This is a genomic window from Eubacterium sp. AM46-8 (genome assembly GCF_003466705.1).
Classification (GTDB): Bacteria; Bacillota; Clostridia; order Lachnospirales; family Lachnospiraceae; genus Lachnospira.
This window is the reverse complement of record NZ_QSEU01000021.1, coordinates 1-14,039: the sequence shown is the minus strand read 5'-3', so window position 1 is coordinate 14,039 and position 14,039 is coordinate 1. Positions and strand designations below refer to the sequence as shown.

The following is a 14,039-nucleotide window of genomic DNA, read 5'->3' as shown; positions in this document are numbered from 1 at the left end:
ACTTATCGAACATGATGCACAACAAACGCACGCGTGCTTTTATCATGCGTTTATTTACAAAAAGAAACTGTATAAAAATCTTTTATTCTCCTTGCGGTGGATCCTCACTTCATTCGTTCTGCCTGTCCATAACTCCTTCAATGTAACCATAATTTATTGGATAATACATATCCTTATATTCAGGATGATAACTTCCTAATGGTTTATCGACTGTTACAGTTACTGTTGTACCAATTATTACATTATCAACACTTTTGTCTGCATGCAACACAAACCTTTGATTAGGATATCCAAATTCTTCAATAAGCTCGCCCTCTTCAAATCCAAATTTCTTATATAATTTTCTAGGTGCAATTCCTTTAACATCATTTTCTCTAAATGTAGACACAGTTATATCCTTATCTCTGTCAAGCTTATCAATTGCTTCTCTTAAAAGAAGCGAAGCAATTCCCCTTTTTCGATAAGCTGGATCAACAGCCAAACAACATATCATATTATACTTCCTTGAATATAAAAGTACGCCAACAATCTCTTGTTCGTTCTTCACGCACAAAGCACGTTTGTCATTCATGAATTTCAGTACTATTATTTTGTGTTCATCTATACTCTGCTCTGTCTCTAATCCTGGAAAATTCCAACTTACTTTTCTCACTAATCGCATCCATGAATCAATATCTGATGTTCTGCCAAATTCTACCTTCATATTTTCTATCATTGACTATCTCCTCAAATCTGCTTTGAAACAAAATGTACAATTTCTTTCCCTGACTCAAGGATATATGGTATCAACTCTAAAGGATATACCTTAGTACCCTTCTTTAAATCTTCTAGTGAAACCCAACAGAAATCTAAATCAATTCTTTCATTATCCAGCTCATCATATCCATGAAACACACCATCTAATGGAATATTATCATCTATCAGATGTACATTATAATATAAGCATATCTGATGACAGGGTCTTTTTCCCCATGGAAAATAAATTTCTCCGATTGCTAACAGATTATCTACCTCTATCTTAGCATGAAGCTCTTCTTCAAATTCCCGTTTAAGAGTTTCCATACTTGTCTCCATAGCCGCAACATGTCCGCCAATAATGGCATAATCATCATTCTTCGGACGCTGTAACAAGATTTTACCATTATGTTTCAATATACCGCCAACTCTGTATGAAAATACAAAATCATCATTTTTAAATAAAATATCCACTTAACCACCTCCAACCTGTTCATAAAACTTGTAGTAAAAATATATTTATAATATCATAAATCTCCTGGTGCAAATATATCTTTCTCACATATAAGGTAAATGTCTTTATTCATTTTCCCCTCAAAATATTGCTTCAAATTTATATTGGAATTCCACTTGTCCTGCGGATAAAAGCCATACCTTTTCTTTACGTCATTCATCCTATTTTCTATATCAAGAACTCCTTCTGCTCCTGCCAAACAATCGCACAATTGAATTAACCGGTCATATTCATCATATATGGTCTTTGTTAATTCAGTTTTTATAATTGTCAATTCTTCATCTGTAACATCAAATTTTCCGATGTATTCATCTATCGTATGATTATTAAAAGAATGGGTTAAACATATCTTTGCTACTTCATCATATCCCAATAATTTCATATATACGTATCCATCATAAACATGTCCAAGATGTCTTACACCAAATTTTCTTCCTATATCATGTAGTAAACCTAATATATATGCTTTCTCAACATCCATATCACCACATGCACTTGCTATTTTTTCTGCACAGTGTGCTGCTGTTAAACAATGTTTTCCCCAAGATCCCGGATTAAATAATAACCCATCACGAATTAACTTCAGTGCTTCTTCTCTTGTTGGCAACATATCTTGTACCTTCTTCCTTTTTTATTTACCTTTTTCAAAACTGATAACTCCATTACTCTCCCCACAAATAGAGCCAAACTAGAGTCATTCGATAAAACAAATGCCGGAAACCCGCATAAATACAGGCTTTCGGCATTTTTGTTGTCCAAGGGCAATCCCCTTTATTCTCTCAAGGGCAAACTCTTCTATCCTCTTATAGATAAAGGGGCTTCCCCTTGTACAGCCACAAATGATATTAAACATTGGAGCTGATTCAAACTCTTATAATTCATAAAACATTGATTCTACAAGGCTTTCGGCTACTACGAAATAAAATAAAAAGAGACCGTAAAATGAGGAATACTTGGACTCATCTTATGGTCTCTGATTTGTTTTATTTAGTTTTTGACGATACGGTATTTTGCCTTTTGGACGATAAACCATATTGCCCTTTAACATAGTAGAGACCTTGTAGCTAATATGATTATAATTTAATTAAACTTATAATACAAGCATTATCCTGTGCATCTGTGAACAATATGCACCAACATGCAATACCTATTTGCAATTTAATACATTCAGTATTCTCTTGCACATACACAATTAATTATCTTTTAATTTCTATTTCCAGAAATTATAGTTCCAATTGGAATATCATTTGTATTAATAGATACCTTTAATACTATTTCTATTATTTTCCGCTCATTATGTATAAATTCTTTTATTTCTTCCTTATCAAATTCTACAGGCAAATTAGATATAACTTCGTATTCATATTTCCCAGTTCTTTATTAAATTTAATATTCATATCATTTATTGTTCCTGGACGAATCGATACTTGTACATCATGCAAATATACTTCAATACTATCTTTTCTTAATGCCAACCCATCAGCTACCAAAGATGTATATATACAATCATAATCATTAAGAAAATCATTAAATTCTTCTCTCAATTTATAATCTCTATTTGATAAAATATATTTAGAACCAATTAATATCGAAAGCCCATTGTCCTGCAAATATCGCATATATGCTCTATCATTAGCGAAATCATCAAATCGATTCATCAAATTAACCATTCCATTATTATTCAAGTACCAAATTAAATACAATACAAAATTTCCAAACAAGTTGGAATATACTCCTTGATATAATTCTCCATTTACCTGTTCTGTATAATCACTAAGCGTGAATGCTTTAATTTCTATTATAGAATTATCACTATTTCCATCAGAAATAATACTGCTAAATTTATTTTTAAATTTCTCTATTGTATGCATTTTCAATTTTTTACACATAGAACGTACATCAACATGTTCTTCATATGTTTTTTGTGCCGCAGCAGCTTTTTCTATTACTTTTTTCTTATACCCAATTTTTATTTTTCTCTCAAAGATGTCATACATTAAGTTCACTTCTCCCTCAATAACATCTTCATTATTTTCTTTATCAATCAAAACATACAATTCACTAAGTATCTTTTTAGTATGCTCACTGTTCGTTAAATACACATAAGATGTATATTCATCAATATCGAGAGCTTTCTCAACTATTTCAGGAATATAATACTTATGAGCCAAATAAAGAATTATAAACAAATAAAAATCTTTCACCACTGTATCACCAATCATTGTTTTTGAATTTGAATATTTAGGGAAAAGTTCATGTCTATCTAAAATTTTTAATATATCTAATGCTAGTTTCTTATTAATAAATTCTTGATTTTCTGATAACATATATAAGAAACGTAAAAAAACTTCTTTTACTTTTGCATCACCTAATATTCTTTGAGCTTGCATTTTTATACTTGTATCAACGCAATCCTCAGTCTCCCTATATCCCAAATAATATAAAAAGCAATGAGTACTTAAAACCAGCACTGCATACTGCCTATTTTCAATTCTATATGTATTTGACAAACTATAGTAATACAAATTTTCTTTTACAATTCCCGCCTCATTATTCATTAAAAAGCCATAACAAAAATCAAATTGAATTGTGCCACTTTTATATGCGTAATCTTCAATCAAATTTTTTGGCATATTTGCTGAATAAAAATAATTACAACGTTTAAGTGTATTCCCCCAGAAATTTTTATTCACAATAGCACCCTTTTTATTCTGCATTGCTAAATAGAATCCTATATGTCGTGCAAAACTATTTAAGCAACCAATTTCATAGGAGCTTTTTTCTGCATCATAACCAATCCAATATGTCACTCTCAAAACATTATCCACAAAAGAATCAAGACTAATAACTTTTTCAAGCTTCTCATTTGATATATAATTCATTGCATCCACAAAATCACATGCAACACTACCAAATAAAGTTATTCTGCTAAAATTTTCATATCTCCTTGATTTATCTTGCATAATATACATCCATAAAGAATGATAAAATTCTTGTACAAAAATAATACCATGTACTTTCTCATTTTCACTTATACCTGCAAGCAAATTAACAGATATCTTATAGCTTAATTTATTGATATCGTCATACCCCTGCTTATCATTACATTCAATTAATGATTTCATTCCTTTTATAAATAATTTTATGTATTTATCTACTTCCTCATCATTCTGTATTTTACTGATTTCTTTCCAATCGTCTACAAATGAATCACATATATTAACTTTTTTTCTGATAACTATCATCATTTTCTATGACATGTATAAAATACATTTCAATTTTCTTCATGCATTTTTCTTTTTCCATTAAAGATAGAATAAACTTCTATAATGGACACTCCTACTAGAAAAAAAGTCAACACAAAAACAAAGATTACAATGTTATATAATGCCATCATATGGCAAATAGCATTTATTAGTATTAACGCTAATGAAACAAAAATTATCACTTTTTGCTTCAAAAATTTTGGTCTTATATTCAAATAATAGTCACTTACAGATGTTCCCATATATGAGTCCGAAATATTACCACTAATCAAGGCAATGATTGCAATGGTCAATGTACCTATTGTTGCTTGAATTTGTAATAATGCAAGCGAAAAATCTGGCAATGAATCAACAACCCAAAACACAATATCATTTGCAACCAAAATATCGCACGTTATCCCTATAATAATGCACATTATTCCGATACCAATACATATAGCTTCTAATCTCTTATAGTCACTTCTTGCTTTTTCCCATTGACTCATAGCTGGTCTCCTTTATATTATTTCAGTTTATCCGTATATTACATATATTACTTGTATCGGCATAACTAATCTATCACATCATTGCCATTCTAGATATCTTATCCAATGTTTTCTGATTTATCTTCATACAGCAATTTATAATATCCAATAAGGTATATGACTTTTTCTTTCCGATAACCTCTGGTAGTATTTCTTCCACCTGTTCTTTATACATTATACCACATTAAACCTTAAAATAGATTCTCTCTGGATATCTCCTATAAATGAGCTTTGACACAACAGTTTTATAGCGACCTCTTCTGGTATAACATCTATTCTAGTTGTAGCCTTATCTCTTATGATTTTCTCATCACATTCATACAATTCATTAACTAAGATTGAACGATACCAACGGTATTGAGAATTTCGTCAAGAACTTTGCGAAAGCCTACTACTCATGGGATACCAGCAAGGAAGCCATTGAAGCAAGGACAACGGAAATCAGTAAATACCTTACCAAAGAATTACAGGACTTGAACGCCGATACCATCAGAACAGATATACCAACCAGTGCGACCGTTACAAATGTGCTGGTCTGGAATGTAGAACAGTCTGGAACGGACGATTTTACCGTTGCCTACGAAGTAGATCAGCAGGTAAAAGAGGGAGAACAGACACAGGCAGTCACAGAAAACTATACCGTGACCGTTCATGTAGATAAGGACGGTGCAATGGTCATTACCCAGAATCCTACCCTTGCTCCGTCAGTACAGAAATCAAAGTATGAACCGAAAGTACAGGAAGCCGATGTCAGTGTCAGTTCCGACACAGTTAAGGACGCTACCGCTTTCTTGGAAACATTCTTTAAGCTCTATCCGACAGCTACGGAAAAGGAACTTGCCTACTATGTCAAAGACGGTGTGATTGCTCCTGTATCCGGCGACTATGTATTTTCAGAACTGGTAAACCCTGTCTTTACCAAAGACGGCGACAACCTCAAAGTCAGCGTGTCCGTAAAGTATCTGGATAACAAGTCGAAAAAGACGCAAATCTCACAGTATGAGCTTGTGCTTCATAAGGACGATAACTGGAAGATTGTAGAATAAATGTTACAGCAGAATAGTATGGTAATTGTTTATCCAATCTATACTATTCTGCTTACAATTAAATTGACAAAATAAGAATCCCTCTCATATAATTGGCTGCAATGGTATTGAGGAAATACAACCTTAAATGTATAATGGGAAAGTAGCATTGCAGGAATGAGGTAGGCTAATGAATAAAATATTGATTATTGAAGATGATTTAGAAATAAATGCATTATTGGCTGATTTTCTAAAAGAAAAAGGATATGCTGTGCATTGCCAATATGATGGACTTCATGTTCTGGATTTTTTGAATAAAGAAAAAATTGATTTGATTATACTTGATATTATGCTTCCTTATCGGAATGGTGATATTATTTTATCTGATGTACGCAAGAAATTTACGATACCTGTTATTATTATTTCAGCGAAAGAAACTACACAAAATAAAATCGACTTGCTTCGTCTGGGAGCAGACGATTATATCACAAAACCTTTTGATATGGAAGAAGTGCTTGCCAGAATTGAAAGTAATCTGCGAAGAGTACAATTTCAAAATAGCCAGACAGAATGTTTGCAACATAACAATCTGACTTTAGACCTAGAGAAAAATACAGCATTTTTGAATGGAATAGAATTATCCTTAACCGCTAAAGAATTTGGCATTTTAGAATTGTTGATGAAATATCCAGATAAAGTATTTTCAAAATCGAATCTTTTTCAAAGTGTTTGGGATACAGAATATATTGCTGAAGATAATACACTTAATGTTCATATCAGTAATTTACGCAATAAATTAAAAGCGATATGCTCTGATACAGAATTTATTGATACTGTTTGGGGCATTGGCTACCGCCTACATAAAGCTAAGGATTAAACGTTCCTTAGCTTTATTATTTTTTTAACTTTTCTCATTACGATTTAAGAAATTCTTTAAAATTACCCGTTATACTGGTTTAAGTAAAGGAGGTTTGGGATATGAGTTCAATTATTTTAGAAGCAAAGTCTTTAACCAAAGAATATAAACAAACATTAGCATTAGACCACATAAATTTACAAATAAAAAAAGGGAAAATTTATGGATTTATTGGTCAAAACGGAGCAGGTAAGACTACTTTTTTAAGATTAGTCACAGGGCTTGCGTTTCCAACAAGTGGTACACTTTCTTTATGGGGAAATTCTGGAACAGAAGAATTGCAGAAACAGCGTAAACGAATTGGAAGTATGATTGAAACGCCTGCTCTATTCCCGTCAATGACTGCCTATCAAAATATGGAAGTACAGCGTATTCAACGAGGCATACCAGATAAATCAGTTATTAAAAGGACATTAGATATGGTTGGATTGCAAGATACAGGTAAAAAGAGTGTCCGCAATTTTTCATTAGGTATGCGTCAACGATTGGGGATAGCGATTGCACTTTTAAATACACCAGAACTATTGATTTTAGACGAGCCTATCAATGGTCTTGACCCTGCTGGAATTGTAGAAATCAGAAATTTATTAAAAATTTTGAATAAAGAATATGGTATGACCATTTTGGTTTCAAGCCATATCTTAGAAGAATTGTATCAAACAGCATCAGAATTTATTCTGATTGACCATGGGAAAATTATAGAAGAGATTTCTGATTATGAATTAAATGAACGGTGTAAACGACATATAGCAATTAAAACAACAGATGTTCAGAAAACGGTTCTTGTTTTGGAAGAGAATCTTCATACAGATAACTTTAAACTAATGCCAGATGGCATAATTCGTTTGTATGATTATTTGAATGATTTAGAGACAGTTGCGTCTGCTTTGGCAGAATCGCACATTCTTGTAACAGGACTTTCTGTATCTGGCGATACTTTGGAGGACTATTTTTTGAGCAAAATAGGAGGAACAAAAGATGTCAAATCTCCTAAAAACTGAGTTATATAAGTTGTTTCACAGTTGGTATTTTGGGGGAATTGGAATATTCAATCTCCTTTTAAGTAGCATATTGCTGTTAGATAGTAAAGAACGCTCTTCAAACTTAATTATGGCATCATTATACAATATTCCGTTACTCTATTTTTTGATTATAGTGTTTATAGCATTGTTCATTGGAAGTGATTTTAGTGGAAGAACTTTAAATACTTATATTACTGCCGGACATAAAAGAAGTTCTATATTTAGAGTAAAGTTAATTGTATCTCAAATAGGTTGTATTATCATTCTGGTATTTCCATTATTTGTACATGGAATTATTAGTCAATTTTATATTGGAGAAAAACTTTTTTGGAATGATAGCACATATACTATGGTTTTACTAACTCTGTTTGCCATGATAACACTGTGTGCATTACCGATGTTTTTTGCTTTTATTTTTCGTGATATGGGGAAAACACTGACAGTTTCAATGGTTTTATTTTTTGTTATGATTTTTTTGCTGAACAGTGAATCTGCACAAATAATCAGCAGAATAATACCAATGGGACAACTTAGGTTAATTTCATTGCAAAAGGTCTATTCGACAAACTTTTGCTTGTTTGTAGATTTTTTATGGAATTTTATTTTATATTTCATTGCAGGTAGTGCTTTTTTACATACAGACTTGAAATAACCGGAGGTGTTTTTTATGGATAAATTATTAAAACTGGAAAAATATCAGTTGTTACATAATTCTATTTACTGGTGTGGTATGATTGGAATATTTATTTTAGGATTTTTTACAGCAGATACTTATGTTACAGAGGTCATGGGACCGACAGAAGAAATTGCTTCTTCTCTTGCTGATATTTTTAATGGAATGGTGTATGATTCTACGTTTCTTCTTATCATCATGTCGGCTATACTTGCATTGATTTTAGGGCAGGAATTTTCTAAGAGAACAATAAACTTAGAAATCAGTGCTGGACATTCCAGAAAACAAATTTTTACAAGTAAAATAATATCGTATTTAATTGCTTTTAATCTTATGGCTCTTGTCTATCCAGTTTCAGGGTGCATAAGGGAATTTGGACGCTTTGGTGTTGCAGACGTGGGAATGTTTTTTTATAATATTATAAAAGCAATCATTTATTCTTGTCTGCTTAATAGTGCGATATTTCTAATTGCAATACTTATTTGTTGCTATTTACAGGATGCTGTAAAAGCAACTTCGGTTACAGCAATTATTATTTTTGCTCTTAGCTTATATCTTGGCTATGGAATGATGTTGAGATTACCAGTCGGTTTTTTACCTACTTATCAAATCAGAATCGTTGTCAGCATGAAAACCTTTTTTCAACCGATAGCTATTTTAGTAGGATGTATATGGTCTGGTATATTAGTATTGCTTTCGTGGATAAAATTTTGTAAATGTGATTTTAAATAGGTGGAGAAAATGTCTAACATAGAATGGATTTTAATTATCATAACAATATTTTTAGTAATACTGCTATTTCGATATATTCAATTAAAAAAACAAATCCGTAATCTTGCGGATCAAGTTAATGAATTGAATTCTGGAAATTCACAGCAGATGTTAGACATTTCGTTGATTGATAAAGATTTAGAAAGACTGGCTGGTATATTGAATCAATATAATATCAGACAACGACAGGCTGTTGCAGGCGTATTACGCAATGAAGAGTATTTAAAAGAATCTGTTGCTAATATATCACATGATTTGCGTACACCTCTTACAGTCATTCTTGGTCATTTACAATTATTGCAAAAAGAAAATTTGGAATCCAGTCAAGCACAGCGTGTAAAAGTGATTTTTAGCAAAGCCGAAAAAATGAAAGAATTGGTAGAAACATTCTATGACCTTTCTATTTTGGAGGAACAGCAGACAATTCCAGAAAAAGAAAAGTTTAATATATCTAATATGTTAATAAATTTAATTACGGAAAATGCCGTTGCATTAGAAAAGGAGAATATTTTACCCGAAATAAATCTCCCAGATTATTCAATATACGTATATTCTGATAAAAATATGGTAGAACGAATTTTACAAAATCTGTTGACAAATGCAATTAAGTATTCTGTTGGAACGATAAAAATAACACTTATGGAGAAAGAAAATAATAATATTATATTTACCATTGAAAATCCAATGAGTGACAGTTCAGAAATTGATTGCAATCGACTTTTTGACCGTTTTTATACAGGCGATAAATCAAGACATAATGGAAGTACAGGATTGGGACTTGCGGTAGTAAAAACACTTGTTGCCATTCTTGGCGGAAATATTGTTGCAAAAGTACATGCCAATAGCCTTATTATTACTCTTGAATTATAAAGTATTGAAGATATATTCGTATGATAATTCATTGAAGAGTGGACATCAAAATGTAAAGTCAATAGTTTGTAAAGTCCAGTTACAAACTATTGGCTTTTTTCATTACTGTGTAACAAGTAAATTTACGATAAAGAAATAAGGATAGTCGACTCTTATTTGTTGCCTGCGGAGCAGATCAACAAATAAATGTTGAAGAATCTGTATAGGAAAACAGAGAAAACAAGAAGCAAATCACTTCTTATTCTCTCTGCTGTTCAAGATACCGTCAATCGTACCTTGAATGATTTTTAATTCATTATCACTCAATAAATCAAGTGACGAATCTATCTGACGGCGGGCTGTGTTTTTCTCAACATTCTTCGCTGGATAGAAATACTCGTCAACAGATATATTGAACATTGTAACTAAATCATGGAATAACTGAAAGCTAGGGCGTTTTCCGATATTTTCAATATCTGCGATATGACGTTCTCCGTGAAAGACTTTATCGCCTAAATCATTTCTGGAAAGCCCTGCTTTCTCTCTGGCTTCTCTGATTGCCAGTCCTAAAGGACGAAAATCAAAGCTGTGTGTATCTTTCTTTTTTCTCATTTTTAATCACCTAGCATGAGTTTATACTTCATGTTGTGCGATTAGAATGTATTAAAACTCATATTATATGCACTATAAATTCAAATAAAGTATTACCTAGTTCGGTAAATAAAAAAAAACGTTCTGTGGGTAATCTCTTTTATAATGTCCAAAAATATAGGGACGGTTTTGGTATAACCAGAGCTGTCCTTTTTCCATTTTCACAGGATTGCTCTGGTCAAGGAGCAATTTGTGATTCTAAGTAAAACAGGCAGTCTATACCAACAACCGAATTTATTCCGTTTTTTTCTTACTACATCATCAGTCCTTAATAGAGCTTTTTTGCTCATCATTTGATATACTGATAGACAAGATATTGAGATTTCCTTATCTGGTCTATGGAAAGGAGGATTATGATTACCGTAACAAAAAAAGACCTCATAGCACTAGGTTATGGAAATTCTTTCTCGGCAGACATCATAAGAAAAGCAAAAAAACTTATGATTGAAAAAGGGCATACTTATTACCAATCCCGTAAATTGGACAGAGTACCTAAAGAAGCCGTGGAAGAATTATTAGGGATTACATTATCAGACACAAACGATTGATTGTACTTCTTGCATATCATGTAAGGAGTACAATCATGGCAAAAGACCCTATTAAGAAAGCAGATAACGGAACTTATTATTTCAGAGCTAATTTGGGCTACAATCCCATTACCGGAAAACAGATACAGAAATACCGAAGTGGCTTCAGAACGAAAAAAGAAGCAAAGGAAGAATATTCAAAACTGGCAGTTGAAACTTGCAAAAGATTTTAGCCCTAATTACATTCGTATCGTACAGGGAATGCTTTCTATCGCATTTGACAGAGCTGTTGTTCTTGGAATTGCGAAGAAAAATCCCACTCGTATGATAGGCAATATCAAAAGCAAGAAAACCTAAGTTGATTTCTGGACATTAGAAGAATTTCAAAAGGTTATTTCCTTACTCTGTAAGAAAGACTATTATGAACATTATCTGTTTATATCGTTCTGGTTATTATTTATGACTGGTATGCGAATTGGCGAAGCGTCAGCATTACATTGGTCAGACATAGATTTTGAGACAGGCTTGCTTAGCATTACCAAAACATTATATTACCGAACAATGACGAACTATAAATCGTTGAGCCGAAAACACAGGCAAGTATCCGTACTATTTATATTGATTCAGATACACTCAATGAGCTAAAGGCTTGGCAAAGTGTTCAGCAACAGGTTCTTCCCGATTGTCCACTTGTACTAAGTTATAACGGAACTCCAACCAGTAAAACAACGCTTCCCAGAGCTTTGGAAAAGTTGTCAAATTTAGCAGGTGTTCATCGTATTAAAATTCATGCCTTGCGACATTCACACGCTTCATTGCTTATCAGCATGGGCGAAAATCCTTTACTTATCAAGGAACGTTTAGGACATGAAAAAATACAGACAACACTCGGCACTTATGATCATCTGTATCCAAATACGAATCTTGAAGTTGCTAAAAAGCTGACTGGAATATTACAAGTACAATCTGCTACTGAAAGCATTGCTAATTATACTAGCAATCAGCATACAGCAATCTATCACAGAACAGTTGAAGAAAAATAATGCAATGAAAATGCAATCCTATAAAGGAAAAGCTGTAAAACCCTTGTAAACAAAGGCTTTACAGCTCAGCTTCAACTATTCAAACTCTTTTTCAGGTTCGATTTTTCATATAAATCTGCTATTACTGCGTTGCAAAACCGCATTATTTTGATACGGTTTTGCATCTTGTTAATATGGTTTCAAAATTATTTTACCCAAATTGTACCCAATATACATTTTACCACTTTCTGCATACACTACATTTTTTCCAACTTCTCACATAAGCTTGAAACCAACTCATCAGTACTATCATCCTCTAAAAGAAAATGTTTTAATACATCAAATCTGGCCATCCGATTTATCAGCTTGCGTGTCCCTTCAGAAGAAGCCTGCTTATATTTTTTGAATAAATCATATAAATTTCTCTCTTCCAAGGATAAATCCAATGTAACATTTTCCTCGTTCTTAAATTTATCGTATATATCTACAAATGCATAAAATTTCTTTACTTCCTTGTCTGAGATAGTTTTATTCTTTGACATAATATAAAAAACGACTGAAAACAATGTATATAATTGGCTTGTTCTTCTTAAAAATGGTAGTGTTTTATCACAAATAAATTTATCAACTAATTCCATTGCTTTTAATACTGAATTTCTATCCTTATCTGCATCATCATAATTCGATTCATAATCTCTATATGCATCATTTAGTGCCTTATCTGTTTGCTGATCTATAATCCCTCTTTTGTATAGCAATATCAAACTCGCGCAAAACTCAACATCCTGCATGCGTTTTACTACATTTGCTCTAAATAATTCTTTTCCTTCCTTACTCCAAAATTCATTTTCTGCTAGCTCTCTCGCTAAAGCTGCAAATTCTCCACTTATAACATTTCTTCTCTCTTGATTATTTAGATTATAATCCGTAAGATTTAACCTTTTAAACATATTTTTTACATCATCTATTTTTACGTCTCTCGCAATTTCGATGACAGATAATTTATAATCCCAGAAATCTTTTTTTTCGTCGGGGGATAAGTCAGAAAAATATTTATTTCCAAACCTTTGTTTGCTCTCTGCTTCGAGTAAATAATTTCCTTTAAGTTTAAACTCTCCGTTTACAAAATTTTGAATAGCAGTTATCCTTTGCTGCCCATCAACAATGTGCAAAATTGCTTTTCCTGTCTCTGGATCAGTTTCAGAATTCCAAAAATATACTGATGGGACAACCAAATTTAGCAAAATAGTTTCCACTAATCTTATCCAATCCTTTTCACCCCAAACCGCTCTTCTCTGATACGAATAATCAACAACCAATTCACCTCTTTTTCTCATTCCAATTATTTCACTTATTTTCTTATAGTTTTGGTCAAATTCAAATTTCATTTTGTAATAAAACCTCCTTCGTTTTCATAATTCCATCTAATTGATAATCCTCAAGATCTTCCCAATTTCTGTATATTCTATAAGAAATTGGATGAATAATTGATAATTCACCTTGTAACAAAATATTACATTTTGATATTTTTTCTTCCCATCCTT

Annotated in this window: 16 protein-coding genes and 1 pseudogene; 10 read left to right on the top strand and 7 right to left on the bottom strand. The window is 32.1% G+C overall.

Annotated elements, in window-relative coordinates:
• Positions 1–109: 109 nt before the first annotated feature.
• The 5 genes from DW963_RS12420 to DW963_RS12400 form a co-directional block, all read right to left on the bottom strand.
• Complete coding sequence (locus DW963_RS12420) at positions 110–715, bottom strand: GNAT family N-acetyltransferase (RefSeq protein ID WP_117916162.1); 606 nt, start codon at positions 713–715, stop codon at positions 110–112.
• An 11-nt stretch (positions 716–726) separates the two neighbouring features.
• Complete coding sequence (locus DW963_RS12415) at positions 727–1,209, bottom strand: NUDIX hydrolase (protein WP_090141329.1); 483 nt, start codon at positions 1,207–1,209, stop codon at positions 727–729.
• A 53-nt stretch (positions 1,210–1,262) separates the two neighbouring features.
• Positions 1,263–1,859, bottom strand: coding sequence for an HD domain-containing protein (locus DW963_RS12410; protein ID WP_117916160.1), 597 nt, complete (start codon positions 1,857–1,859; stop codon positions 1,263–1,265).
• 721 nt (positions 1,860–2,580) lie between these two features.
• Positions 2,581–4,497, bottom strand: coding sequence for a hypothetical protein (locus tag DW963_RS12405; RefSeq protein ID WP_117916158.1), 1,917 nt, complete (start codon positions 4,495–4,497; stop codon positions 2,581–2,583).
• Positions 4,498–4,523: 26 nt separating this feature from the next.
• Positions 4,524–5,000, bottom strand: coding sequence for a hypothetical protein (locus DW963_RS12400; protein ID WP_117916156.1), 477 nt, complete (start codon positions 4,998–5,000; stop codon positions 4,524–4,526).
• 377 nt (positions 5,001–5,377) lie between these two features.
• On the opposite strand from DW963_RS12400, the gene DW963_RS12395 reads away from it, so the two are divergent.
• The 6 genes from DW963_RS12395 to DW963_RS12370 all read left to right on the top strand — a co-directional run bounded on the left by DW963_RS12395 (position 5,378) and on the right by DW963_RS12370 (position 10,316).
• Positions 5,378–6,085: a conjugal transfer protein gene (locus DW963_RS12395; RefSeq protein ID WP_502694434.1), complete on the top strand. Its 708-nt coding sequence runs from the start codon at positions 5,378–5,380 to the stop codon at positions 6,083–6,085.
• A 169-nt stretch (positions 6,086–6,254) separates the two neighbouring features.
• Positions 6,255–6,941 (top strand): response regulator transcription factor, encoded by a 687-nt coding sequence (locus DW963_RS12390; protein ID WP_117916154.1) that lies wholly within the window; start codon positions 6,255–6,257, stop codon positions 6,939–6,941.
• Between the two features lie 101 nt (positions 6,942–7,042).
• Positions 7,043–7,981 (top strand): ABC transporter ATP-binding protein, encoded by a 939-nt coding sequence (locus DW963_RS12385; RefSeq protein ID WP_035403278.1) that lies wholly within the window; start codon positions 7,043–7,045, stop codon positions 7,979–7,981.
• Positions 7,959–8,654 (top strand): ABC transporter permease, encoded by a 696-nt coding sequence (locus DW963_RS12380; RefSeq protein WP_117916152.1) that lies wholly within the window; start codon positions 7,959–7,961, stop codon positions 8,652–8,654. The genes DW963_RS12385 and DW963_RS12380 overlap by 23 nt, the downstream gene beginning before the upstream one ends.
• Before the next feature lie 15 nt (positions 8,655–8,669).
• Positions 8,670–9,407, top strand: a complete 738-nt coding sequence (locus DW963_RS12375) for an ABC transporter permease (protein WP_117916150.1) — start codon at positions 8,670–8,672, stop codon at positions 9,405–9,407.
• A gap of 9 nt (positions 9,408–9,416) precedes the next feature.
• Positions 9,417–10,316, top strand: a complete 900-nt coding sequence (locus tag DW963_RS12370; RefSeq protein WP_117916148.1) for a sensor histidine kinase — start codon at positions 9,417–9,419, stop codon at positions 10,314–10,316.
• Between the two features lie 231 nt (positions 10,317–10,547).
• Here DW963_RS12370 and DW963_RS12365 read toward each other — a convergent pair whose 3' ends face one another.
• Positions 10,548–10,907 (bottom strand): helix-turn-helix transcriptional regulator, encoded by a 360-nt coding sequence (locus DW963_RS12365; protein WP_117916146.1) that lies wholly within the window; start codon positions 10,905–10,907, stop codon positions 10,548–10,550.
• 392 nt (positions 10,908–11,299) lie between these two features.
• Here DW963_RS12365 and DW963_RS12360 point away from each other — a divergent pair, with 392 nt between their 5' ends.
• The 4 genes and pseudogenes from DW963_RS12360 to DW963_RS14190 all read left to right on the top strand — a co-directional run bounded on the left by DW963_RS12360 (position 11,300) and on the right by DW963_RS14190 (position 12,516).
• Positions 11,300–11,494: a DUF3173 domain-containing protein gene (locus DW963_RS12360; protein ID WP_117916144.1), complete on the top strand. Its 195-nt coding sequence runs from the start codon at positions 11,300–11,302 to the stop codon at positions 11,492–11,494.
• 35 nt (positions 11,495–11,529) lie between these two features.
• Entirely contained in the window at positions 11,530–11,706 is a 177-nt protein-coding gene (locus tag DW963_RS14200) for an Arm DNA-binding domain-containing protein (RefSeq protein ID WP_502694433.1), read from the top strand.
• Positions 11,707–11,860: 154 nt separating this feature from the next.
• A pseudogene (locus DW963_RS14195) lies at positions 11,861–12,118 on the top strand (tyrosine-type recombinase/integrase); the annotation flags it as partial.
• Complete coding sequence (locus DW963_RS14190) at positions 12,049–12,516, top strand: tyrosine-type recombinase/integrase (protein ID WP_502694436.1); 468 nt, start codon at positions 12,049–12,051, stop codon at positions 12,514–12,516. The pseudogene DW963_RS14195 and the gene DW963_RS14190, both read left to right, overlap by 70 nt.
• A 236-nt stretch (positions 12,517–12,752) precedes the next feature.
• Here DW963_RS14190 and DW963_RS12350 read toward each other — a convergent pair whose 3' ends face one another.
• Positions 12,753–13,883 carry a DUF262 domain-containing protein gene (locus DW963_RS12350; RefSeq protein WP_117916142.1) on the bottom strand — a complete coding sequence of 377 codons (1,131 nt, stop codon included), beginning with the start codon at positions 13,881–13,883 and terminating at the stop codon, positions 12,753–12,755.
• Positions 13,884–14,039 lie beyond the last annotated feature (156 nt).